The sequence below is a fragment of the Amycolatopsis nigrescens CSC17Ta-90 genome (assembly GCF_000384315.1).
Taxonomy (GTDB): domain Bacteria; phylum Actinomycetota; class Actinomycetes; order Mycobacteriales; family Pseudonocardiaceae; genus Amycolatopsis; species Amycolatopsis nigrescens.
In genome coordinates, this window is record NZ_ARVW01000001.1 from 8,526,272 (window position 1) to 8,548,337 (window position 22,066).

Consider the following 22,066-nt stretch of genomic DNA (forward strand, 5'->3'; position numbering starts at 1 on the left):
TCAGGGGGTCCAGCCGGTTTCGGCAGCCCACCGTTCGGCGCGGACGAAGGCGGCGTCCACCCAACCCTGCTTCTCCTCCGCGTACCCGTCGACGGACGGGTCCGTGGTGTGCGCCCCGGCCAGCCGGTACTTGACCTCGGCGTAGGCCTCGCGCTCCTCGGGCCGGTCACGCAGCCACGCGGCGAACAGCAACGCGAGCCGCCACGCGGGCGTCTCGGTGGAGCGGACGTGCAGGTTGACCGGGCGGCCGGGGTCGCCACCGGTGTGGAACCGCTTCGGCCACGGCTGGTCCGAGCCGTCCTGCGGCACGTCCCACCACTCCCCCGCCTGGCGCGGGAAACCGGCCTCGGTCAGCCCGTCCGCGATCGCGTCGGCATCCTCCAAAGTGGACACTGTGACCTGCAGGTCGAGCACGTCCTTGGCGGGCAGGCCGGGCACCGACGTGGAGCCGATGTGGTCCACCCGGCCGGTGGTCCCGCCCAGCGCGGCCCGGATCCGGGCCATCGCCCGTTCGGCCTGCGCCGGCCAGGTCTCGTCGTAGGGCGCGATCACCGCCGGCCGCGGCGCCCGCGCGCGGTGCAGCCGGAGGTTGGCCTCGAAGGGCACCAGCCGGTCCGCCCACAGCGCGTCCACTTCGGACAGCACGATGTCCTGCGGCCCGCCGTTGTCCAGCCAGACGTCGGCCACGGCCCGGCGCTGCTCCTCCGAAGCCTGCGCCGCGACCCGGGTCCGCGCGTCCCGCTCGGCCATGCCCCTGGCCTCGACCAGCCGCCGCACCCTGGTCTCCACCGGCGCGTCCACCACGATCACCAGGTGGTAGCGCGCGGCGAGACCGCCCTCCACCAGCAGCGGGATGTCATGCACCACGATGGCGTCCGGCGCCGCGGCCGCCATCAGCTCCGCGGTCCTGGCCCCGATCCTCGGGTGCATGATCCCGTTCAGCCGCTGCCTGGACTCCTCGTCGGCGAACGCCTTTGCCGCCAGCGCGGGCCGGTCCAGCGCGCCCTCGGCGGTGCGGACGTCCGCGCCGAACGCCTCGACCAGCTCGGCGAGGCCCTCGCTGCCCGGCTCGACCACCTCGCGGGCGATCGCGTCGGCGTCGATCAGCACCGCGCCATGCTCGACCAGCCGGTTCGCGACCGTCGACTTCCCCGCCCCGATTCCTCCGGTGAGCCCCACACGCAGCATGCCGGCATTCAACCAGCCGAAGATCGCCGCCGACACACGGAGGCTCGATATGCAAGATCATCGTGACGCGTCACCCAACTGATATGGGTGACACGCCGACGGCTTACCACGCTTTGCGGTGTCTGTTGCGTACCGTGCGCGGCGGGAAAGGTCGCCCACACGGAGGAACGATGCCAGCCAAGCACGTCGGAAGGCACCGGCTCGGTACGCCGGGCCTGGTGCACTGCGTCCAGCATCGTCCGGTCGCCGAGGCGCTCGACGACTACCGGCGCACCTGGCTGACCGCACTGCTGGTGCCGGCAAAGCACAGCCTGGCCGGCCTCCGCCGCAAGGCCAGGGCCGCGGCCAGCGAACGCGCCTGGATCCCCGCCACCTGACCCCGCTGTCCCGCTCAGGCGGGCAGCACTCTCGACCGGTCGGCCGCTGTCCGGCCGGCCTCGCGGAACAGCGACAGACCGAGCCAGGCGCTGCCTGCCGCCGCGGCGAGCAGCCCCACCTGCAGACCTGCCTCGGGCAGAACGCCGCGTAGCGCGATCAGCCCGCAGCCGAGCACGTAGAGCGCCACGGCGGCGTTGGGTGCGTCCGATCGCACCAACGACAGTCCGAAAAGGACGACACCGGCCAGGAACACCATCGAGGTGACCACGATCGCCGTCCCGGCGGAGCCGTCCTGCAACGCGGCCACCTGAGCCCGCGGCAGCACCGAGTAGACGAAGTTCAGGATGTACTCGATTCCCGCCACCCCGGCCAACCCGATCGCGTTGAGCGCGAATCCGGCCAGCCCGAGCCGCCCGATCCTGGGCGCGTGCCGAAGATAGACGCCGACCAGCAACAGCAGGCCGAACGCCTCCGCCAGCGGCGAGAGCCCGCGGACCAGCCCGCTCGGCGAGATCACCTCCAGCCGGCGAAAGGCGTTGACGATCAGGACGAAGGCGCTGAGCACACCGAAAACCCCGGTGATCCGATAGACGAGCGAGGTGGCCATCGAACTCTCCCTTGCCGGTTATAACGACCGTTATAACGTATGTTCTGCATGGTAGAGATCGATAGTGCGCGCACAGCGCGGTAAGGAACCGGTAAGACGATGGTGGCGAGACGAGAACCCACGGGCACCGGAACCAGGGAGCGTTTCGTGCACGCCGCGATGCGGGTGCTCACCGAGCAGGGCGTCGCCGCACTCACCGTGCGCGGGGTCGCGGCCGCGGCCGAGGCATCGACGATCGGGGTCTACAGCCGCTTCGGCAGCATGGCCGGGGTGCTGGACGCGCTGTACGAACGAGCCTTCGAGTTGCTGCAGGAAGAGTTCGACGGGCTGCCGCCGGAGACGGCCGACGGGACGAGCGACGTTGTTGCGCTGGCCCTCGCCTACCGGCGTTTCGCGCTGGCGAGCCCAGCCCGATACGCCTTCATGTTCGAACGACCGGTGCCGGGCTTCGACCCGGACCCGTCGCTGCGGGCCGAGGCGCTGCGGACCACGTTCGGCAAGCTGGCCGGCCGCGTGGAGCGGATGAGCGGGCCCGGCGCGGACGGTGTCTCGCTCGGCTACCTGGTCTGGACCACCATGCACGGCCTGATCAGCGTGGAGCTGACCCACAACGCACGCACCCCGCTGCCCGGCTGGTTCATCGAGCCGACGCCCGAGGCCGGCGAGCGGATCTACCTCAGCGGGGTCACCGCCATCCTCGCCGGGCTGCGCGAACTCCCCTGAACAGCGGAAAGCGGCCCCGGTTCCGAGGAACCGGGGCCGCTTTGTCCAGCTACTGAGCCGTTAGAGCGTCAGCTCACGCACCACCGGAGAGCTTCTCGCGGAGAGCCGCAAGCTGCTCGTCGCTGGCCAGCGTGCCGCCGCTGCTCTTCGGCGCGGAGTCGGACGGAGCGGAGGTGTAGCTCTGCTCGCCACCCGCGTCGCCAGTGCTGCCGGTGGCAGCGTCGGCGGCCGCGGCCGCGTCGGCCTCGGCTGCCTTCTGGATCTGCTTCATGTGCGCCTCGTAGCGGGTGTGCGCCTCGGCGTACTGGCGCTCCCACTCCTCGCGCTGGGTGTCGTAGCCTTCCTGCCACTCCTGGGTGTCCGGGTCGAAGCCTTCGGGGTAGATGTAGTTGCCCTCGGCGTCGTACTCGGCGGCCATGCCGTACTGGGTCGGGTCGAACTCGGCCTCCGGCGTCAGGCCCTCGTTGGCCTGCTTGAGGGAGAGCGAGATCCGGCGGCGCTCCAGGTCGATGTCGATGACCTTGACCATGACGTCGCCGTTGACCTGCACGACCTGCTCCGGGATCTCCACGTGGCGCTCGGCCAGCTCGGAGATGTGCACCAGGCCCTCGATGCCCTCCTCGACGCGGACGAACGCGCCGAACGGGACGAGCTTGGTGACCTTGCCCGGCACGATCTGGCCGATCGCGTGGGTGCGGGCGAACTGACGCCACGGGTCTTCCTGGGTGGCCTTCAGCGACAGGGACACGCGCTCGCGGTCCATGTCCACGTCGAGCACCTCGACGGTGACCTCCTGGCCCACCTCGACGACCTCGCTCGGGTGGTCGATGTGCTTCCAGGAGAGCTCCGAGACGTGCACCAGGCCGTCCACGCCGCCGAGGTCCACGAACGCACCGAAGTTGACGATCGAGGAGACGACGCCCTTGCGGACCTGCCCCTTGGCCAGCGCGTTGAGGAACTCGCTGCGCACCTCGGACTGGGTCTGCTCCAGGTAGGCGCGGCGCGAGAGCACCACGTTGTTGCGGTTCTTGTCCAGTTCGATGATCTTCGCTTCGAGCTCGCGGCCGACGTACGGCTGCAGGTCGCGCACGCGGCGCATCTCGACCAGCGAAGCGGGCAGGAAGCCGCGGAGACCGATGTCCAGGATCAGGCCGCCCTTGACGACCTCGATGACGGTGCCCTTGACGGGCTCGTCCTTCTCCTTGAGCTCTTCGATCGTGCCCCAGGCGCGCTCGTACTGCGCACGCTTCTTGGACAGGATCAGCCGGCCTTCCTTGTCCTCCTTCTGGAGAACGAGGGCTTCCACCTCATCACCGACGGTGACAACCTCGGCCGGGTCGACATCGTGCTTGATGGACAGCTCACGCGAGGGGATGACGCCCTCGGTCTTGTACCCGATGTCGAGCAGGACCTCGTCCCGATCGACCTTGACGATGGTGCCTTCAACGATGTCGCCGTCGTTGAAGTACTTGATCGTCTTGTCGATGGCAGCGAGGAAGTCTTCCTCCGACCCGATGTCGTTGATGGCGACTTGCTGCGGCGCGGACGCAGTCGGGGCGGTGGCGGTGTCGATGGTCATTAGGCGGGTTGCTCCGGTATGGATTGGGATTAGTGGGTGTGCGGGTTTGCGTGCGCCGTGGGCGTCAGGCAGCTACGTTGCAAACGTCCCCATGAATACGGCCGCGTGCATCACCGCCAACGGTGCGCGACCCGATCCCCAGCAGTTGCCGGCTGAGTGGAAGGTAGCGCGAACCCACTGCGCTAACACTTATCCTACGCGGCCGCTGCTACCCGACACAAACAGGGTCCGCACTCCGGCCTGCCGGTGCCGCGCGGGAGGATATCCGGTGTGGCCACACCTACCGAGAGCGACCGGGAAGCCGCCGTAGGAGTCCCCGAAGATCGGCACGCCCGCGCGGAAGAAACCCTTGGCGCCACCGGCACAGCTTACCGCCCTGTCGACGAGGCCGAGGCGACCGCGGCCAACCTGGCCTGGTGGGACGCCGACGCGGACGACTACCAGGCAACCCATGGCGGCTTCCTCGGCGACGCCGACTTCGTCTGGTGCCCGGAGAACGTTCGCGAGGCCGACGCGGCGCTGCTCGGCGACGTGCGCGGACAGCGGGTGCTCGAGGTCGGCTGCGGCCAGGCGGCCTGCTCGCGCTGGCTCGCCGCGGCCGGTGCGCGGGTGCTCGGCATCGACCTGTCCGGCGGAATGCTCCGGCACGCCAGGGAGGGCAACGCCCGCACCGGGATCGAGGTACCGCTGGCGCAGGCCACCGCGGAGCACCTTCCGGTGGCCACCGGAAGCATGGACGTCGCCTGTTCCGCGTTCGGCGCGATCCCGTTCGTCAGCTCGATCGAAGCCGTGTTCGCCGAGGTGCACCGGGTGCTGCGGCCCGGCGGGCGCTGGGTGTTCTCGGTGACCCATCCGATGCGCTGGATCTTCCCGGACGATCCCGGCCCAGGCGGCCTCACCGCGAGCCAGCCCTACTTCGACCGCACCCCGTACTTGGAGGTCGACGACCAGGGCACGGCCACCTACGTGGAGTACCACCGCACGCTCGGCGACTACGTGCGCGCGCTGACCGGCACCGGTTTCCGGCTGGAGGACCTGATCGAGCCGGCGTGGCCGTCCGGGCAGACCAGGACCTGGGGCCAGTGGAGCCCGTTGCGCGGCAAGCTGTTCCCCGGCACGGCCATCTTCCGCTGCCGCCGGGAGGACTAGTGGATCCGGCGAGCGAGCAGCCCGCCCGCTTCGCCGGACTCGACCCGCTGCTGCCCCGGCGCGCCGCTCCCCCGCCCGGTGACCGGCTCACCGCGGAGCTGCCGGACGGGCGCGTGGTCTCCGGTTCGCTGTACCGGGCGGTGCACGAGCCCGGCTCGCGGGAGGCGCTCGAGCACCCGCGCGAAACCTGGGAGCTGACCCCGGCAACCGGCACCGCCGGAGCCGCCGGTCTGGACGCGCTGCTGGCGGCATGGCGCGACCGGCTGGCCCGTGAACCGCCCGGCCAGGACTCGGGCTGCCTGCTCGCCTGGCCCAGCCGGGACACCGAGGTCGTCCGTCCGCTGCTGGCGCACGGTTTCGCCCCGGCGAAGGTGCTCGGTGTGCGCACCACCACCGCGGAACGTGGCACGGAGGTCACAGGGTTCACGGACGTGACCGTGCGTCCGGCCGGGCAAGCCGACCTGGAGGAGCTCGTCGCGCTGGAACTGGCCGAACTGCGCTATGCCCGCCATGCCACGGCCGCTGCTGCGGCGGCGCCAGAGGATGCCGCCGCGGTGCTCCGGCCCGGCCTCCGCGCGATGCTCACCGAAGGCAGGGTGTGGGTAGCCGAAACCGGTGGCGTGACCACCGGCATGGTGACCTCGCGGGTGCTGAGCCCGGCACCGGGCAGCCCGCTCGCCGACCGGATCCCGCCGGGCCGCTGGGGTTTCGTCGGCACTCTCTCCGTCGCGCCGTCGGCCCGCGGCCGTGGTACGGGGCGCGCGCTGATGGCCGAAGCACACGGGTCGCTGCACACCTCGGGCGTGCGGGGTACGTTCCTGTTCTACAACCCGATCAACCCGCTGTCTTCGGTGTTCTGGCACCGGCAGGGCTACCGTCCACTGTGGACGTTCTGGAGCGTCCGCCCGGCCTCCGCCCTGCGCTAGCGGGACCGTGCGCACAAGGGGCCGCGACCATGGACGTCACCGACACGCTGTTCGCCTCGCACCGGGCGAGGTTCGCTTCGGTGGACCGGCTGCTGCCCGAGCCCCCGCCGCCACCCGACGGTGAGCCACTGGCCGCGGCCGTCGGAGACGGCACGAAGGTCGCCGCACTCCTGCAGCACCGGCGCTATCCGCCCGGCTCCGCGGATCTGCTCTGGTCCGCGGCCGAGGTGTGGCAGCTGTTCCCGTACGTCGGCGAAACCGGCACCGAGGGCATGGACGCGCTGCTGCGCGCCTGGCGGCAGCGGCTGGACGACGAGCGTCCCGGCCACGACTCGGCCTGCCTGGTGACCTGGCCGAGCCGGGACGCCGAGGCCATCCGCGCCTTTCTCGACCACGGGCTGGTGCCGCTCTCGGTACTCGCGATCCGGTCCGGCCCGGCGGAGGCGCACGCGGTGGAAGGAGTCACGGTCCGGCGGGCCCACGCCGCGGACTTCGACCAGGTGCTCGCCCAGGTCCTGGCCACCTTCGACTACTCCGGCCTGGTGGCTGGCGGCCGGCGGCCGGACACCGCCGAGCTGGTCTCCCCCTGGCTGCGCCGGAAACTGGACTCCGGCGGCCGGGTCTGGCTGGCCGAACGGGACGGCATGGCGGGTGTCGCCGGCACCGCCGATGCCGACTGGATCGAATCGGCGCCGGGCAGCTGGGTCGCCGAGCTGCTGCCGCACGGCCGGTGGGGTTATGTGAACAACGTGGTGACCACGCCCGCCGCCCGCGGCGGCGGGGTCGGCCAGGCGATGATGTCGGTGGTGCACGAGGAGTTCCACGCCGTGGGCGCGAAGGGCACCTACCTCTACTACAACCCGACCAACCCGCTGTCTTCGGTGTTCTGGCACCGGCAGGGTTATCGTCCGTTGTGGACGCTCTGGGAGGTCCGCCCGGCTGGCGCCCTGCGGTGATCACTCGAGAGGGTGAGGTCACACCGGTTCGGCTTGCCCGACCCCCAGCTCAGGACTACGTTTTGCACTGACCAGTCAGTCTAAAAGGAGTCCCTGTGCAGGTACGAGCCGACCGGGTGTCGGTCGAAGGAGCCCATGGCACGCTGCTGCCGCCGACCTCGCTGGCCTTGCACGACGGCGAGCTGGCGATCGTGCACGGCGAGCCGGGCGTCGGCGTCACCGCCTTCGGTCTCGCGCTGGCGGGCCGCATCCGGCCCAGCACCGGCACGGTCACCGTGGACGGCGCGGCGAACCCGGCGAAACTGCGCGAACTGGTCGCCGTGGTTGACGCGCCCGGGGTCAGCGAACCGGACGGCGCGCTGTCCCTGCGCGTGGTCATCGGCGAAGAGCTCGCCCTCGCCCACCGCCCGGCCAGCACGGAGGACGTCAGCCGCTGGCTGACCGAGCAGGACGCCGCCGCCTTCGCCAGCGTCCGTTTCGAGAATCTCGAACCCGAGCTGCGCACCCGCCTGCTCACCACCGCGGCCGCGAGCAGGCGCGGAGTGCGGATGCTGGTGCTGGACACCCCGGACCGGCACACCAGCGAGCTGGAGAGCTGGTCGACGCTGGCGCACGAGCAGGCCGAGCGGGGCCTGGCCGTGGTCGTGCTGACCGCGACCACCCCGCTGCACGCGCTGCCGGAGACCCCCGCGCGCCTCGGCCACCTGGACCAACCCGAACCTCGGCTGTGCCGCGATCGCGGCGAGGGAGAAGAAGCAGAATGAGCGCCATCCGACTCGCCCTGAACGAGCTGCGCAGGCTCAGCGCCGGCAAACTGCCCAAGCTCGCGCTGGTCGCGCTGGTGCTGGTACCGCTGCTGTACGCCTCGTTCTACCTGTACGCGAACTACGACCCGTACGGCAGGCTGAACAAGCTGCCCGCCGCGGTGGTCACCAGCGACACCGGTGCCGCCGAGCAGAGCGGCAACCAGCGCAACATCGGCCGCGAGGTGACCGACGAGCTGGTGTCCTCCGGCACCTTCCAGTGGCACGAGGTCTCCCAGGCCGAGGCCGACGCTGGCGTCCGGGACAACAAGTACTCCTTCGTGATCACCATTCCCCGCGACTTCTCCGCCGCGCTGCTGTCGTCCGGCAACTTCCAGCCGCAGCAGGCCACCATCACGCTCACCACGAACGACGCGAACAACTATCTGTCCCACACCATCGCCGACCAGGTGGCCCAGCAGATCCGCAAGACGATCGCGGAGAAGGTCGGCGGCGAGGCGGCGGACCGCTTCCTGGTCGGCTTCTCCACGATCTACGGCAAAACCCAGGAAGCGGCCAACGGCGCGACCAAGCTCGCGGACGGCGCCGCCCAGCTCAAGTCCGGCCAGCAGCAGCTCGCCGACGGCACCGGGCAGCTGGCGGCCAAGACGCCCGAGCTCGCGTCCGGCCTGAACACCCTGCGCGACAGCACCGCGGAGCTGCCCTCGAAGTCCCAGCAACTCGCCGACGGCGCCGGCCAGGTGGCCGCGGGCAACGCGAAGGTGGCCGAGGTCGGCGCACTGCTCTCCAGCGGGTCCACCGAACTGCAGAACAACCTGAACAGCACCCGCGACTCGCTGGCCCAGAAGCTGCGTGAAGCCGGGCTGAGCGAGACCCAGGTGCAGCAGTCGCTCAGCGTGCTGGACACCCTGCGCCAGCCGGTGGACAACGCCAACGGCAAGATCCAGCAAGCCAACACCCAGCTGGCCACCCTCGCCGACGGATCGCGCAAAGTGGCCGACGGCGCCACCCAGCTGGCCGGGTCCGCGCCGCAGCTGACCCAGGGCATCGCGAAGGCGGCGGACGGCGCCGGGCAGCTCAACGCCGGTGTCGCCAAGCTGAACGACGGGGAGAAGACCGCCCTGACCGGCACCACCGAGCTGGCCGATGGCGCGAACCAGCTGCGGGACGGGCTCAACGCCGGCCTCCAGCAGATCCCGAACCCGGACGATCCGACCAGGACGGCCACCGCGAACACGATCGCCGACCCGGTCGCGGTGAACTCGGTCGGCGTGGCCTCGGCCGGCACCTACGGCGCCGGACTCGCCCCGTTCTTCATCTCGCTGGCCACCTGGATCGGCGCCTTCGTGCTCTTCCTGCTGCTGCGCCCGCTGTCCACCAGGGCGCTCACCGCCGGCGCGGCACCGGTCCGGGTCGCGCTGGGCGGCTGGCTGGCCTCCGCGGTACTCGGTATCGCACAGGTGCTGGTGCTCTTCGGCGCGGTGACCTGGCTGGTCGGCATCAAGGTCGCACATCCGTGGGGCGCGATCGGCTTCGCGATACTGGTCAGCCTCTCGTTCACCGCCGTGGTGCACGCGCTCAACGCGATGTTCGGCGCGGTCGGCAAGTTCCTCGGCCTGGTCCTGCTGGTGCTGCAGCTGGTCAGCGCGGGCGGCACGTTCCCGTGGCAGACCATCCCGGACGCGCTGTATCCGCTGCACGTGGTGTTGCCGATGGGCTACGCGATCGACGGGTTCCGGCATCTGCTCTACTCCGGGGCGTCCATGCAGATCCTCGGTGACATCGGGGTGCTGCTGGCCTACCTCGTCGGCGGCCTCGCGGTGTCCGCCTACGCCGCACACAAGCGTCGCATGTGGACGGTCTCGCAGCTGAAACCGGAGCTGGCGCTGTGAGTCCGAAGGCGACCAAGCAGAAGCTGTTCGACGCCACCCTGAAACTGGCCAGCAGCCGCGGCCTGGTCGGGCTGACCGTGGACGACATCGCGGCCGAGGCCGGGGTGGCCAAGGGCACGGTGTACTACAACTTCGGCAGCAAGGACGGGCTGGTCGACGCGCTGCTGCGGTACGGCGTCGGCATGCTCGCCGACCGGCTGCTCGCGGCCAGGATCGAGCACGACCCCGTCGGCTCACTGGAGTCGCTTGTGGACAGTGCGCTGGGGTTCATCGCGGAGTACCGGGGTTTCTCGCAGATCCTGGTCAGCGAGCTGTGGCGCACGCCGGGCCAGTGGCACGAGACGCTGACCCTGCTCCGCGAGGAGATCATCTCCATCGTCAAGGAGCAGTTGCAACGGATCGCCGACGCCGGGCAGCTGCCGGCCGGTGTGCGCATCCCGACCGCGGCCGCCGGGCTCTTCGGCACCCTGCTGGTGGTGGCCCTTGACTGGCAGACCTTCCAGCCCCAGCGGACCAGGGCCGAGGTCCGCGACTCGGTGATGCTGCTGGTCCGGGGCGTGGCCGCGAACCCGACGCTCGGCGAGTAGCTCAGCGCACGAGCGGGCGCGGCTGCCCGACGAAGTGCAGCATGGGCGGCTTGCCCTCCATCGCGCGGTGCGCCGCGCCGAGGATCGCGGCGACGATCTCCGCGTGCGGCAGCGCCCGCTGCACGTCGTGGTCGGACACGTCGCCCAGCACCAGCTGCTGCGTCGGGTGCGCGAGCAGCAGCGGCTCGCCCTCACCTACCGAGCCGGCGCGGACCTCGACCACCGGGGCGCCTTCGACCAGCAGCGGCTCCACCGCGCCCAGCACCGAGCGGCGGTAGGACTCGTGCACCCAGGCCACCAGCAGATCCGCCGGGCCGCCCAGTGCCTTGCCGGCCCGACGGACCAGCTCACGTGGTCGCTCCCACTGAGCCTCAACCCAGATCGCGCGACCGCCCCTGCCTCGCGCCCGCAGTGTCCGCGGTGTCCGCAGTGTCCGCAGTGTCCCCAAAGGACCCGGCCGTTCGCCTTCGCCTGCCGCGATCGGGGTGTGCCGCTTGCTCGGCAGCACCACCAGCCAGCCGTCGCCGGTCAGGCGCGCCGCGACCTCGGTCACCATGCCCGAACCGGCCAGGATCAACGCTTTCCGGACCGTCATGGGCCGAACGTACCCGCGCTCCGGCCCGTTCGCCGACCCGCGCGGTCGCCTTTCCCTACTGGAAACACACTGGTAACAGCGATGTTCGCCCGGTCAGTGCCCATCTGAGAACTCGCACCGCGATCGCGTCGACAGGGCGCTCCTTAACGAGAACCCGCACCTTGTCGTGCCGGGCGCCCTGCCGCCGCGCTAGCGGGGCCTTCGGCCATGGCGAGTTCCACGGCGCGGGTCTCGCATTTCACAGCGGTATTCAGACGCCCGGTCAGTGCGCGACCGGCCAAGGCCGGAGCAGGCCGATCTGGTGGGCCGAGGACGGGTGCGCGCCGACCGCCCGCCCGACCGCGCCCAGCACCCCCTCCGCGATCTCCGCGCCGGTGAGCCAGCGCGTCCGGTCCGCCTGCCACCGACGGCCGAGCAGCACCTGCTGGGCCGGGTGCTCCGGCAGCACCGGCTCCGGCAACTCGTCCAGGGAGTGCAGGCGGTCGTCGTTCCAGACCTCCACCACCGGGGCGCGCTCGGCGAGCAGCGGGCGGACGGCCCGCAGCACGCCGCGCCGGTGGCTGCGGTGCACCCAGGCGACCAGCAAGTCCGCCGGGCCACCGAGTGCCCGGCCCGCCCTTTCCGCCAGCTGTTCCGGCGCCGACCAGTCGGCCTCCACCCAGAGCGCCCTTCCGGTGCGCACAACGGATTCGGCCTGCTCGGCGGGCCGGTACCCCGGCGGACGCATCGACGCCACCGCCGCCGCTCCGGGCCGGGGCTGCTCGTCCGGGATCGGGCAGTACCGCCGGCTGGGCAGCACCACGTGCCAGCCCTGCTGGGTCAGCGCCTCCGCGACCGCGGACAGCATGCCGGTTCCGCTCAGGATCAGCGCACGCCGGTCAGCCATGCGGATACGGTACTCCCGAGGCGCTACTCCTTCGGGGTGAAACACCAGTCCTGGCCGGGGTCGAACTCGGTGCGCTCGGTCAGGCTGAACCAGTTGCCGGAGTCGTCCCGGAAGGTCGCCTCCACCCCGTACGGGCGTTGCGCCGGCTCGGACAGGAAAGTCACCCCGCGCGCGGAAAGCACCTCGTAGGTCTTCCGGCAGTCCGGGGTCACCCAGGCTCCCGGGCCGAGCGCGCCCTTCGCGATCAGCTCGCGCAGCTGCCGCGCGGTCTCCGGGTCGTGCTGCGGCGGGCCCGGCTCCATCAGGATGATCTCCAGCTCCGGCTGGTCCGGCGGGCCGACCGTAAGCCACCGGAACCGCTCCCCCAGCATCATGTCCTCGCGGACGGTGAAGCCGAGCTTCTCAGCGTAGAACTCCTTCGCCGAGGCGTAGTCGAGTACGTAAACACAGGCATGCGACAGCGTTTTGATCATCGGGTCTCCTCGTCCGGTTCCTCTGTGGACGCTAGCCCGCGGCCCGATCGTCCGCCTTATCCGGAAGTGCTGGCACTGGCCGGGTGCCCATCATCAGGAAACAGCCGGGAACCGGCGGCGGCCCGCTCGTGCGAGCGGCGGCCCGGTACTCGGTCGGTGCGCGGCCGGTCAGCTCGGTGAACCGCCGGCTGAAGGTGCCCAGGCTGGAGAAGCCGACCAGCACGCAGATCTCGGTGACCGTGAGGTTCGCGCCGCGCAGCAGGTCCTGGGCCCGCTCGATCCGCCGCCGGGTCAGGTACGCCTTTGGCGTCTCCCCGTAGGCCGCGGCGAAGGAGCGGATGAAATGCGCGCGACCAGCCCGCCACCGCGGCGAGCTGCTCGACGTTCAGCTCCTCGGCGAAATGCGCGTCCATCCAGTCCTTCGCCCGGCGAAGGTGCGCCACGGCGGGAGGGCGGCCGGCCATCTGGCGGTCAGTGCGCCGCGTCGTTCCAGGACCGGCCGGAGCCGACCGAGACCTCCAGCGGTACCGCGAGCTGGTAGGCCGAGCCCATCTCCTTGCGTACCAAGGACTCCACCTCGGCGCGCTCGTCGCCGGCGACCTCCAGCACCAGTTCGTCGTGCACCTGCAGCAGCACCCGGCTGTTCAGCTTCGCCTCGGTCAGCGCGCGGTGCACGTTCAGCATGGCGACCTTGATGATGTCCGCCGCGCTGCCCTGGATGGGCGCGTTCAGCGCCATCCGCTCGGCCATCTCGCGACGCTGGCGATTGTCGCTGTTGAGGTCGGGCAGGTAGCGGCGGCGGCCGAAGATGGTCTCGGTGTAGCCGACCTTCCCCGCCTCCACGACCACCGTCTGCAGGTAGTCGCGCACCCCGCCGAACCTGGCGAAGTACGCGTCCATCTGCGCCTTGGCCTCCTCGGTGGAGATCCGCAGCTGCTGCGCGAGGCCGAAGGCGGACAGCCCGTAGGCCAGGCCGTAGGACATCGCCTTGATCCGGTAGCGCAGCTCCGGGGTTACCTCCTCTGGCGGCAGCGAGAACGCCTTCGACGCGACGAAGGTGTGCAGGTCCTCGCCGGTGTTGAAAGCCTCGATCAGGCCCTCGTCCCCGGACAGGTGCGCCATGATCCGCATCTCGATCTGGCTGTAGTCCGCGGTCATCAGCTCGGTGTAGCCACCGCCGACCACGAACGCGTCCCTGATCCGCCGCCCCTCCTCGGTGCGCACCGGGATGTTCTGCAGGTTCGGGTCCACAGAGGACAGCCGTCCGGTGGCGGCGATCGTCTGGTGCAGCGTGGTGTGGATCCGGCCGTCGTCCGCGATGGCCTTGATCAGCCCCTCCACCGTGCTGCGCAGCCGGGTGGCGTCCCGGTGCGCGAGCAGGTGCTGGAGGAAGGGGTGCTCGGTCTTCTCGTAGAGCGTCTGCAGCGCCTCGGCGTCGGTGGTGTAGCCGGTCTTGGTGCGCTTGGTCTTCGGCATCTCCAGCTTCTCGAAGAGCACCACCTGCAACTGCTTGGGCGAGCCGAGGTTGATCTGCTCGCCGATCACCGCGTAGGCGTCCTCGGCGGCCTGCCGGACCCCGGCCGCGTAGTGCGACTCCAACTCGGTCAGCTGCTCCGCATCCACCGCGATTCCGGCCGCCTCCAGCTCGGTGATCACCTCCAGCAGCGGCAGCTCGAGCTCGTCCAGCAGCTTCGCCGCGCCGATCTTGGTCAGCTCGCCGGCCAGCGATTCGGCCAGTTCGGCGATCGCGCGGGCGCGGACCAGTTCGGCCTGGACCAGCTTCTGGTCGCCCTCGTCGCCGTCGAGCAGGGACAGCTGCCCGTCGTCACCGTCAGCTTCCGAGCGCATCTCCCGCTGCAGGTAGCGCAGCACCAGGTCGTCCAGCTCGAAGGAGCGCTGCCCGGGGCGCACCAGGTAGGCGGCCAGCGCGGTGTCCATCGCCAACCCCGCCACCCGCCAGCCGCGGGCACGCGCCGCGTGCAGCGGCACCTTGAGCGAGTGCCCGACCTTGGGCACGTTGGCGTCCGCCAGCCAGCCGGCCAGTGCCTTCTCGTCGGACTCGTCCATTGTGGAGACATCGACGTACGCGCCCTCACCGTCCGCGGCGGCGAAGGCGACGGCCAGGATGTCCGACTGCACGGACGCCCCGGTGGTGCGGAAGGACAGCCCGACCGGCTTGCCGGGGCCGGTGTGCCCGGCCAGCCAGCCGGCGAGCGCGCCGGAGCCCAGCGCCGCCCCGCTGACCTCGAAGCCCTCCTCGGCCTCCGGCTCGGCGCTGGACAGGGTGGCGAACAGCCGGTCCCGCAGCACCCGGAACTCGAGCTCGTCGAACAGCCGGTGCACCGCGTCGCGGTCCCACGGCCGCAGCTCCAGGTCCCCCGGCACGACCTCCATCGGCACGTCCCGGACCAGCTCGGTGAGCTGGCGGTTCAGCGTCACCGCGTCCAGGTGTGCGCGCAGCGCGTCGCCCACCTTGCCCTTGACCTCGTCCACCCGGTCGATCAGGTCGCCGAGCGAGCCGAACTGCTTGATCCACTTGGCCGCGGTCTTCTCGCCGACCCCCGGGATGCCGGGCAGGTTGTCCGACGGGTCGCCGCGCAGGGCGGCGAAGTCCGGGTACTGGACCGGGGTGAGGCTGTACTTCTCCTCCACCGCGGCCGGGTCGAACCGGACCAGCTCGGACACGCCCTTCTTCGGGTAGAGCACGGTGACCTGGTCGTTCACCAGCTGCAGCGCGTCCCGGTCGCCGGTACAGATCAGGACGTCGAAACCCTCCGCGACGGCCTGCGTGGTCAGCGTGGCGATCAGGTCGTCGGCCTCGTAGTTCACCTTGCTCAGCGCCGGGATGCCGAGCACGCTCAGCACCTCCTGGATCAGCGCGACCTGGCCCTTGAAGTCGTCCGGCGTGGCCGAGCGAGTGGCCTTGTACTCGGCGAAGGTCTCCGAGCGGAACGTCTGCCGCGAGACGTCGAAGGCGGTGGCCAGGTGCGTCGGCTGCTCGTCGCGCAGCAGGTTGATCAGCATCGAGGTGAACCCGAAGACCGCGTTGGTCACCTGGCCGGTCGACGTGCGGAACCGGTCCGCGGGCACCGCGAAGAAGGCGCGGTAGGCCATCGAATGGCCGTCGATCAGCAACAGGCGGGGCCGCTCCAGCGTGCCGTTCGCCGTTGTGGTGTTCGCTACTGTCTGGTTCTCGGTCGGGCTCACGCGAGCGAGTCTAGGGTGATGCCCTGACACTCTTTCGTGAGCGTTCCGGTGAGGCCTGCTTCCGGACCCGGACGAGTGCCCTGCCGAATAAGGAGTCAAGGTTGCCCGAGCCAGCATCCGCCCAGTTCGCCGGTATCAACCCGGCGGCCGCCGACCAGCAGCTCAATGCCAAGCTCGGCATCGAGCTCACCGAGGTGACCAAGGACCGGGTGGTCGCCACCATGCCGGTGAAGGGCAACCTGCAGCCCTACGGCCTGCTCCACGGTGGGGCGAACGCGGTGGTCGCCGAAGCGATCGGCTCCACCGTCGCCGCGCTAAACGCCGGTGAAGGGCGGGTCGCGCTCGGTCTCGAGCTGTCCTGCACGCACCACCGCGCGGTGCGCGAGGGCACGGTGACCGCGGTGGCCACCCCGCTGCACATCGGCCGCGGCACCATCACGGTGGACATCGTGCTCACGGACGACGCCGACCGCCGCACCTGCACGGCCCGGCTGACCTGCGTGGTCCGGGACCAGCCGCCGGCGGGCTGAGCCTCCGGTGGACCTCGATCTGGCTCAGGTGCGGGCGTTCCTCGTCACCGCGGAACACCAGCACTTCAGCCGGGCCGCGGAGACGCTTTTCCTCACCCAGCAGGCGCTGTCCAAGCGGATCAGGCGGCTGGAAGACGCCCTCGGCGTGCGGCTGTTCCTGCGCACCAACCGGTCGGTCGAGCTGACCGGGGACGGCACCCGGTTCCTCCCGTACGCCAGGGAGCTCATCCGAGCGGCGGACGCCGCGCTGGCCGCGATGGGCGCCGACGACCGGCCGCTGCGGGTGGACCTGATCGACAACCGGCTGTCCCCGATGTTCGTGCTGCGCAAGGTCGCCGAGCTGGACCCGGAGCTGCGCATCGAGCGCAGCGGACGGCGGGGTCTCGCGGAGGCGCTGGACCCGCTCGTGCAAGGCGAGCTCGACGTGGCCTTCGGCCGGGTCAACGACCTCGGCCGGGAGCTTCCCGAGCAGCTGGACCGGCGGCTGGTGCGACTGGAGCCGCTGGTCGCGCTGCTGCCGCCGGAGCATCCGCTTGCCGGCGGCGACGCGATCCGGATGGCGGACCTTGGGCCCGCGGGCATCTGGCTGCCGTCACTGGCCGGGCCGGTGGAGTGGCTGACGTACCTGCGCCGGATGAGTGAGCGGCTGGACGTCGTGCTGGACACCTCCGGCAACACCTACGACCTGCGGCACACCCTGGAGCAGACCCGTTACGGCAAGAACCGGGTCACCCTGGCCGGTGCCGACATGGAGCTCGCGCCCGATCTCAACCTCCGGGTGCTGCCGTTCGCGCCGTCCCCGCTGTTCCCCTGGTCGATCGTCTGGCACCGGGACAACGACCGGGCCGCGCTCCGCCGCCTGCTGGCCGCACTGGGCCGGGCCAGCAGGTCGGCGGGCTGGTGCGCCTACGACCCCGGGCGGGACTGGCTGCCCGAGGCCGACCTGGTCACCGTGAAAGGTGCCGCCGGAACCAGGCGGTGAACTCCGCGTCCACCACGGCCGCGTGCGCGGTCTGCGGCGCCGGCTCCACGCCGGGCTCCTCGGCCAGTGCGTGCGCCATGTCCGGCACGGTGACCAGCCTGGCCCGCGCGCCCAGCTCGCGGGCCAGCGCGGCGGCGGGCTCGCGGATCGCGATGTCGTCCGCCTCCCCGGTCACCAGCAGCACCTCGGCGTCGAGCTCACCCGCCCGGCGGACGAAGTCGAACCGGTCGGCGACCGCACGCGACCGTTCGGTCCAGTCGTAGACGGTGTCGTAGGCCCGCTCGTTGGCCGCCACCACGGGCGCGAGCTGGGTGACCGGGCTGACCAGCGCCGCCGCCTCGATCGGCAGCTCCGCCCTGGCCAGTACCTCCAGCGCAACGGCCGCGCCGGCCGAACCGCCGGCCACCCCGACCGGTCCGTCCACAAGGGACAGCCGCGTGCGCAGCGCGGCCACCGCGGCGGGGAGCTCGTCCGCGGCCTGTTCCGCGACCGGCCCGGCGACGTTGAGCACGTAGTCCTCGGCCGCCAGCCGGAACACCTCGTCCGGCCCGCCTGCCGGGGACCGGCCGCCGAACATCGGCAGCCCGAGGTACACCCGCCAGGCGTCCAGTCCGTGCATCGGCAGTGCCGCGGCCATCGCCGCCTCGGTGCGCGGCGCGTCCATCAGGTGCCAGGTCACCACCAGCGCACCGGACGTGCCGCCGCCCGTCGGTGCCAGCGCGACGAACGGCACGCCGGCGGCGACACCCTTGATGGTCGATGAGGTCTGCATGGTCACTCCCGTGTCCCGTTGGCGCTCCGAACGACCGGAACCCCGCCTGGGACAAGCAAAGCGCCCAGACGGGGTTCCGGTCCAACAGCCTTTGCGGCGAGCCGAGCACAACCGGTGGTTGTCACTCAGCCGACGCCGAGGTACGCCTCCTTGACGCTGGCGTCCGCGAGCAGTTCCTTGCCGCCACCGGACTTGGTGATCCGCCCGGTCTCCAGCACGTACGCGCGGTGCGCCCTGGACAGTGCCTGCTGGGCGTTCTGCTCGACCAGTAGCACCGTGGTGCCCTGCTGGTTGATCTCGGTGATGATCCGGAAGATCTGCTGGATGAACTGGGGCGCCAGGCCCATCGACGGCTCGTCCAGCAGCAGCAACCGCGGCTTCGCCATCAACGCGCGACCGATGGCGAGCATCTGCTGCTCCCCGCCGGACAGCGTGCCACCGGCCTGCGACTTGCGTTCGGCCAGCCGCGGGAACAGCTCGAAGACCCGGTCCAGCTCCGCGGGCAGGTTCTTGCGGTCCTTGCGCGCGTACGCGCCCATGTCCAGGTTCTCCAGGATGGTCATCCCGGGGAAGATGCCCCGCCCCTCCGGCGCCTGGGAGATTCCCCGCACCACGCGCAGGTCCGCGCGCAGCTTGGTGATGTCCTCCCCGTCGAAGGTGATCTTGCCGGCGGACACCGGGCGGATTCCGGAGATGGCCCGCATCGTGGTGGACTTCCCGGCGCCGTTGGCCCCGATCAGCGTCACGATCTCGCCCTCTTGGACACTGATCGACAGCTCGTGCACCGCCTGGATCCGTCCGTAGTGGACGGACACATCGGACAACTCAAGCAACGTCATCGTCAGGCACTCCCAGGTAAGCGGCGATCACAGCGGGGTTCTCCCTGATCTCGGCCGGCTGTCCTTCAGCGATCTTCTTCCCGAACTCGAGCACGACGATCCGGTCGGTCACGCCCATCACCAGTTTCATGTCGTGCTCGATCAGCAGCACGGTGAAACCGTCGTCGCGGATCTTGCGGATCAGCCCCATGAGCTCTTCCTTCTCATTGGGGTTGAACCCGGCCGCCGGCTCGTCGAGGCAGAGCAACTTCGGCTCGGTGGCCAGTGCCCTGGCGATCTCCAGCCGGCGTTGGTAGCCGTACGGCAGGTTCTTCGCCTTGTCGGCGGCGCGGTCCGCGATGCCGACGAACTCCAGCAGCGCCATCGCCTTGTCGATCGCGGCCCGCTCTTCGTGCAGGTGCCGCGGGGACCGGAACAGCGCCCCGACCACGCTGGTCCGGTGCCGGGCGTCGGTGCCCACCACCACGTTCTCCAGCGCGGTCATCTCGGAGAAGAGCCTGATGTTCTGGAACGTCCTGGCGATGCCGAGCCGGGTGATCCGGTTCTTCGCGGCCTTGCCGAGCGGCTTGTCCTCCAGCAGCACCTGCCCCGACGTGGGGCGGTAAACCCCGGTCATCGCGTTGAAGCAGGTGGTCTTGCCGGCACCGTTCGGCCCGATCAGGCCGAGGATCTCACCGCGCCGGATCTCGAAGGACACCTCGTCCAGCGCGACCAGCCCGCCGAACCGGACGGTGAGCGCACGCAGTTCGAGCAGCGTCTCACCGACCGCGACCTCCATGTCGCGGTCCGCGGCGACGACCTCGGCGACCTCGGCGTCGTGCTCGGCACGCTCCTCGGCGGTCATGTGCCGAAGTTCCTCGACCAGTCCGCCTTCGGCCGGCACTTCCGGGCCGTTGCCTGGCTCGGTCATTTCTTGCCTCCCGCCGTCTGGTCGCTGACGAGCGCGCCGTCGCTGCTGATCTGCTCCCCCTTGCCGAGCAGGCGCTGGTACGCCTGTCTGCCGTAGGTGAGCAGCCGCTGCCGCGCGCCGAGCAGGCCCTGCGGGCGGAAGATCATCAGGATGATCAGCGCGACCCCGAAGATCAGGAACTTGTACTCGGCGATACCCAGGAAGCGCAGCGGAACGTAGGAGACCACGACCGCGCCGAGCAGGACACCGACCTTGTTCCCGGAGCCGCCGAGGATCACCGCCGCCAGGAACAGCATCGAGGTGACCACGTCGAACTTCTGGTTGTTCACATAGGCGAGCTGCCCGGCGTAGAGCGAGCCGGACAGGCCGCCGATCGCGGCACCGATGACGAAGGCCCAGATCTTGAACTTGAACGTGTTGACGCCCATGATCTCGGCCGCGTCCTCGTCGTCCCGGATCGCCACCCAGGCGCGGCCGACCCGGCTGCGTTCCAGGTTGCCGACCGCGAACAGGATGACGATCACGATCGTGACGCAGAGCCAGTACCAGGGCAGGCCGTCGGTGTTGTTGAACAAGGCTCTGCCGTCGGCATTGGTCCCCGGTGGATGGCCGACCTGCTGGAAACCCTGGTTGCCGCGCAACGGGTCCACGTTGTCGGCCAGCAACCGGACCAGCTCACCGAAACCGAGGGTGACGATGGCCAGGTAGTCCCCGCGTAATCGCAGGGTCGGGGTACCGAGGATGACCCCGAAGATCATCGTGATCGCCATGGCGAGCGGGATGACCGCCAGGTAGGGCAGCTTGCTCAACGAAGAGTCGGGACTGGTGAACAGGGCCGCGACATAGGCGCCGACGGCGAAGAACCCGACGTAGCCGAGGTCGAGCAGCCCGGCCTGGCCGACCACCACGTTCAGCCCGATCGCGATCAGCGCGTACCTGGCCACCTCGAACATGGCGATCGGGAAGTCGTAACCGGGCTCGGTGGAGATGAGCGGCGGGTTGAGCACCGGCAGCAGGTAGATCAGCACGACGATCGGGATCAGGATCGCCCACTGCTGCGGCCGGTTCAGGTTGTTCCATCGCTCGCCGAAAGAGCGGCGGGGGCTGGTCGTGGTCGTCATACCCTCGCCTTTCCAAGAGATTCACCGAGTATGCCGGTCGGCCGGAACATCAGGATCAGCACCAGCAGCACGAACGCGACCACGTCGCGCCACTCGCCGCCGAACAGCGACTGGCCGTAGTTCTCGGCAAGGCCGAGCAGCAGCCCGCCGAGCACGGCGCCGCGGAGGTTGCCGATGCCGCCGAGCACGGCCGCGGTGAATGCCTTGATGCCCAGGATGAAACCGCCCTGGTACCAGGCGCCCTGCGGGATCTTCATCATGTAGAACAACGCCGCCGCACCGGCGAGCAGGCCGCCGATGAGGAAGGTCAGCACGATGACCCGCTCCTTGTTCACCCCCATCAGGGTCGCGGTGTCCGGGTCCTGCGCGACCGCGCGGATACCCCGGCCGAGCCGGGTGCGGTTGACGAACAGGTCCGCGAACAGCATCAGCAGCAGCGACGCGAACACGATGATGATCGTGATGTTGGTGACGCTGGCGCCGAAGATCTCGAAGACCTTCTCCGGCCGCAGCAGCCTGATCGCCTGCTCGGCGTTCCCGCCGCGGGTGATGAAGATGATCTGCTGCAGGACGAACGAGGCGCCGATCGCGGTGATCAGGAAGACCAGCCTTGGCGCGCCCCGTTTTCGGAGCGGCCGGTAGGCGACCCGTTCCAGCACCACCGCCGTGCCGCCGGAGATCAGCATGGAGACGACCAGCGCGAGCAGCAGGAAGCCGATCAGTTCGAAGACCGGCAGCTCCGGCGTCGAACCGGGTCGGAAACCCAGGCCGTAGAAGGTGAACCAGGTGGCGTAGGCGCCGTAGATGAAGACTTCGGAATGGGCGAAGTTGATGAGCTTGAGGACGCCGTAGACCAAGGTGTAACCCAGCGCCACCAGCGCGTAGATGCTGCCTTGGGAAAGACCCTCGACGGTGTTGTTCCAGAACTGGTCACCGAGAGCACCGACGTCGAACTTGATCCAGCTGTCGTCCTGCGCGAGGAACAGCGAGGGCATCGCTTGG

At 70.3% G+C, this 22,066-nt stretch carries 23 protein-coding genes; 10 read left to right on the forward strand and 13 right to left on the reverse strand.

Translation table 11 applies throughout. The features are described from left to right. Positions 1–1,188 carry a dephospho-CoA kinase gene (coaE, locus tag AMYNI_RS0140300; RefSeq protein WP_026361540.1) on the reverse strand — a complete coding sequence of 396 codons (1,188 nt, stop codon included), beginning with the start codon at positions 1,186–1,188 and terminating at the stop codon, positions 1–3. A 170-nt stretch (positions 1,189–1,358) separates the two neighbouring features. Between coaE and AMYNI_RS0140305 the strand changes: the two genes are divergently transcribed. Next, complete coding sequence (locus AMYNI_RS0140305; protein ID WP_020673818.1) at positions 1,359–1,565, forward strand: hypothetical protein; 207 nt, start codon at positions 1,359–1,361, stop codon at positions 1,563–1,565. 14 nt (positions 1,566–1,579) lie between these two features. Here the strand turns inward: AMYNI_RS0140305 and AMYNI_RS46595 are convergent, their stop codons facing one another. Beyond that, entirely contained in the window at positions 1,580–2,173 is a 594-nt protein-coding gene (locus AMYNI_RS46595; protein WP_020673819.1) for a hypothetical protein, read from the reverse strand. Between the two features lie 99 nt (positions 2,174–2,272). Here AMYNI_RS46595 and AMYNI_RS0140315 point away from each other — a divergent pair, with 99 nt between their 5' ends. Continuing rightward, a complete protein-coding gene (locus AMYNI_RS0140315; protein WP_020673820.1) occupies positions 2,273–2,896 on the forward strand; it encodes a TetR/AcrR family transcriptional regulator in 624 nt (207 codons plus the stop codon). A gap of 73 nt (positions 2,897–2,969) precedes the next feature. On the opposite strand, the gene rpsA is transcribed toward AMYNI_RS0140315, so the two are convergent. Further along, positions 2,970–4,475 carry a 30S ribosomal protein S1 gene (gene rpsA, locus AMYNI_RS0140320; RefSeq protein WP_020673821.1) on the reverse strand — a complete coding sequence of 502 codons (1,506 nt, stop codon included), beginning with the start codon at positions 4,473–4,475 and terminating at the stop codon, positions 2,970–2,972. Positions 4,476–4,745: 270 nt separating this feature from the next. Here rpsA and AMYNI_RS0140325 point away from each other — a divergent pair, with 270 nt between their 5' ends. The 6 genes from AMYNI_RS0140325 to AMYNI_RS0140350 all read left to right on the forward strand — a co-directional run bounded on the left by AMYNI_RS0140325 (position 4,746) and on the right by AMYNI_RS0140350 (position 10,749). After that, entirely contained in the window at positions 4,746–5,624 is an 879-nt protein-coding gene (locus tag AMYNI_RS0140325; RefSeq protein ID WP_020673822.1) for a class I SAM-dependent methyltransferase, read from the forward strand. Beyond that, complete coding sequence (locus AMYNI_RS0140330; protein WP_020673823.1) at positions 5,624–6,550, forward strand: GNAT family N-acetyltransferase; 927 nt, start codon at positions 5,624–5,626, stop codon at positions 6,548–6,550. The genes AMYNI_RS0140325 and AMYNI_RS0140330 overlap by 1 nt, the downstream gene beginning before the upstream one ends. Positions 6,551–6,579: 29 nt before the next feature. Further along, entirely contained in the window at positions 6,580–7,506 is a 927-nt protein-coding gene (locus AMYNI_RS0140335; RefSeq protein ID WP_020673824.1) for a GNAT family N-acetyltransferase, read from the forward strand. A 95-nt stretch (positions 7,507–7,601) separates the two neighbouring features. Then, a complete protein-coding gene (locus AMYNI_RS0140340; RefSeq protein ID WP_020673825.1) occupies positions 7,602–8,270 on the forward strand; it encodes an ATP-binding cassette domain-containing protein in 669 nt (222 codons plus the stop codon). Continuing rightward, entirely contained in the window at positions 8,267–10,162 is a 1,896-nt protein-coding gene (locus AMYNI_RS0140345; RefSeq protein WP_020673826.1) for a YhgE/Pip domain-containing protein, read from the forward strand. Before AMYNI_RS0140340 ends, AMYNI_RS0140345 begins: the two co-directional genes overlap by 4 nt. Further along, positions 10,159–10,749: a TetR/AcrR family transcriptional regulator gene (locus AMYNI_RS0140350; protein ID WP_020673827.1), complete on the forward strand. Its 591-nt coding sequence runs from the start codon at positions 10,159–10,161 to the stop codon at positions 10,747–10,749. The genes AMYNI_RS0140345 and AMYNI_RS0140350 overlap by 4 nt, the downstream gene beginning before the upstream one ends. A gap of 1 nt (position 10,750) precedes the next feature. Here AMYNI_RS0140350 and AMYNI_RS0140355 read toward each other — a convergent pair whose 3' ends face one another. The 5 genes from AMYNI_RS0140355 to polA all read right to left on the reverse strand — a co-directional run bounded on the left by AMYNI_RS0140355 (position 10,751) and on the right by polA (position 15,910). Continuing rightward, entirely contained in the window at positions 10,751–11,344 is a 594-nt protein-coding gene (locus AMYNI_RS0140355; RefSeq protein ID WP_020673828.1) for a hypothetical protein, read from the reverse strand. 262 nt (positions 11,345–11,606) lie between these two features. Next, positions 11,607–12,230: a Rossmann-fold NAD(P)-binding domain-containing protein gene (locus AMYNI_RS0140360; protein ID WP_020673829.1), complete on the reverse strand. Its 624-nt coding sequence runs from the start codon at positions 12,228–12,230 to the stop codon at positions 11,607–11,609. Positions 12,231–12,253: 23 nt separating this feature from the next. Beyond that, positions 12,254–12,703 (reverse strand): VOC family protein, encoded by a 450-nt coding sequence (locus AMYNI_RS0140365; protein WP_020673830.1) that lies wholly within the window; start codon positions 12,701–12,703, stop codon positions 12,254–12,256. Positions 12,704–12,734: 31 nt separating this feature from the next. Further along, positions 12,735–13,043, reverse strand: a complete 309-nt coding sequence (locus AMYNI_RS48660; RefSeq protein ID WP_342667790.1) for a helix-turn-helix transcriptional regulator — start codon at positions 13,041–13,043, stop codon at positions 12,735–12,737. A 131-nt stretch (positions 13,044–13,174) separates the two neighbouring features. Further along, on the reverse strand, positions 13,175–15,910 hold the full coding sequence (gene polA, locus AMYNI_RS0140375; protein ID WP_020673832.1) for a DNA polymerase I: 2,736 nt from the start codon (positions 15,908–15,910) through the stop codon (positions 13,175–13,177). Between the two features lie 101 nt (positions 15,911–16,011). On the opposite strand from polA, the gene AMYNI_RS0140380 reads away from it, so the two are divergent. Both AMYNI_RS0140380 and AMYNI_RS0140385 read left to right on the forward strand, forming a co-directional pair. Further along, on the forward strand, positions 16,012–16,440 hold the full coding sequence (locus AMYNI_RS0140380) for a PaaI family thioesterase (protein WP_020673833.1): 429 nt from the start codon (positions 16,012–16,014) through the stop codon (positions 16,438–16,440). 7 nt (positions 16,441–16,447) lie between these two features. Continuing rightward, positions 16,448–17,422: a LysR family transcriptional regulator gene (locus tag AMYNI_RS0140385; RefSeq protein ID WP_020673834.1), complete on the forward strand. Its 975-nt coding sequence runs from the start codon at positions 16,448–16,450 to the stop codon at positions 17,420–17,422. Here the strand turns inward: AMYNI_RS0140385 and AMYNI_RS0140390 are convergent. The 5 genes from AMYNI_RS0140390 to AMYNI_RS0140410 form a co-directional block, all read right to left on the reverse strand. Further along, entirely contained in the window at positions 17,388–18,194 is an 807-nt protein-coding gene (locus AMYNI_RS0140390) for a prolyl oligopeptidase family serine peptidase (protein WP_020673835.1), read from the reverse strand. The genes AMYNI_RS0140385 and AMYNI_RS0140390 overlap by 35 nt on opposite strands. Before the next feature lie 125 nt (positions 18,195–18,319). Then, positions 18,320–19,033 carry an ABC transporter ATP-binding protein gene (locus AMYNI_RS0140395; RefSeq protein ID WP_026361543.1) on the reverse strand — a complete coding sequence of 238 codons (714 nt, stop codon included), beginning with the start codon at positions 19,031–19,033 and terminating at the stop codon, positions 18,320–18,322. Continuing rightward, positions 19,020–19,943, reverse strand: coding sequence for an ABC transporter ATP-binding protein (locus AMYNI_RS0140400; RefSeq protein WP_020673837.1), 924 nt, complete (start codon positions 19,941–19,943; stop codon positions 19,020–19,022). Before AMYNI_RS0140400 ends, AMYNI_RS0140395 begins: the two co-directional genes overlap by 14 nt. Next, the gene (locus tag AMYNI_RS0140405; RefSeq protein ID WP_020673838.1) at positions 19,940–21,064 is read right to left on the reverse strand and encodes a branched-chain amino acid ABC transporter permease; all 1,125 of its coding nucleotides are present in this window, start codon (positions 21,062–21,064) and stop codon (positions 19,940–19,942) included. Before AMYNI_RS0140405 ends, AMYNI_RS0140400 begins: the two co-directional genes overlap by 4 nt. Next, entirely contained in the window at positions 21,061–22,059 is a 999-nt protein-coding gene (locus tag AMYNI_RS0140410; protein WP_020673839.1) for a branched-chain amino acid ABC transporter permease, read from the reverse strand. The genes AMYNI_RS0140405 and AMYNI_RS0140410 overlap by 4 nt, the downstream gene beginning before the upstream one ends. Positions 22,060–22,066 lie beyond the last annotated feature (7 nt).

Excerpts from the sequence above, each read along its gene's own strand:
- coaE (WP_026361540.1), bottom strand. The coding sequence starts at position 1,188 with ATGCTGCGTGTGGGGCTCACCGGAGGAATCGGGGCGGGGAAGTCGACG.
- AMYNI_RS0140305 (WP_020673818.1), top strand. The coding sequence starts at position 1,359 with ATGCCAGCCAAGCACGTCGGAAGGCACCGGCTCGGTACGCCGGGCCTG.
- AMYNI_RS46595 (WP_020673819.1), bottom strand. The coding sequence starts at position 2,173 with ATGGCCACCTCGCTCGTCTATCGGATCACCGGGGTTTTCGGTGTGCTC.
- AMYNI_RS0140315 (WP_020673820.1), top strand. The coding sequence starts at position 2,273 with ATGGTGGCGAGACGAGAACCCACGGGCACCGGAACCAGGGAGCGTTTC.
- rpsA (WP_020673821.1), bottom strand. The coding sequence starts at position 4,475 with ATGACCATCGACACCGCCACCGCCCCGACTGCGTCCGCGCCGCAGCAA.
- AMYNI_RS0140335 (WP_020673824.1), top strand. The coding sequence starts at position 6,580 with ATGGACGTCACCGACACGCTGTTCGCCTCGCACCGGGCGAGGTTCGCT.
- AMYNI_RS0140345 (WP_020673826.1), top strand. The coding sequence starts at position 8,267 with ATGAGCGCCATCCGACTCGCCCTGAACGAGCTGCGCAGGCTCAGCGCC.
- AMYNI_RS0140355 (WP_020673828.1), bottom strand. The coding sequence starts at position 11,344 with ATGACGGTCCGGAAAGCGTTGATCCTGGCCGGTTCGGGCATGGTGACC.
- AMYNI_RS0140360 (WP_020673829.1), bottom strand. The coding sequence starts at position 12,230 with ATGGCTGACCGGCGTGCGCTGATCCTGAGCGGAACCGGCATGCTGTCC.
- AMYNI_RS0140365 (WP_020673830.1), bottom strand. The coding sequence starts at position 12,703 with ATGATCAAAACGCTGTCGCATGCCTGTGTTTACGTACTCGACTACGCC.
- AMYNI_RS0140390 (WP_020673835.1), bottom strand. The coding sequence starts at position 18,194 with ATGCAGACCTCATCGACCATCAAGGGTGTCGCCGCCGGCGTGCCGTTC.
- AMYNI_RS0140395 (WP_026361543.1), bottom strand. The coding sequence starts at position 19,033 with ATGACGTTGCTTGAGTTGTCCGATGTGTCCGTCCACTACGGACGGATC.
- AMYNI_RS0140400 (WP_020673837.1), bottom strand. The coding sequence starts at position 19,943 with ATGACCGAGCCAGGCAACGGCCCGGAAGTGCCGGCCGAAGGCGGACTG.
- AMYNI_RS0140405 (WP_020673838.1), bottom strand. The coding sequence starts at position 21,064 with ATGACGACCACGACCAGCCCCCGCCGCTCTTTCGGCGAGCGATGGAAC.
- AMYNI_RS0140410 (WP_020673839.1), bottom strand. The coding sequence starts at position 22,059 with ATGCCCTCGCTGTTCCTCGCGCAGGACGACAGCTGGATCAAGTTCGAC.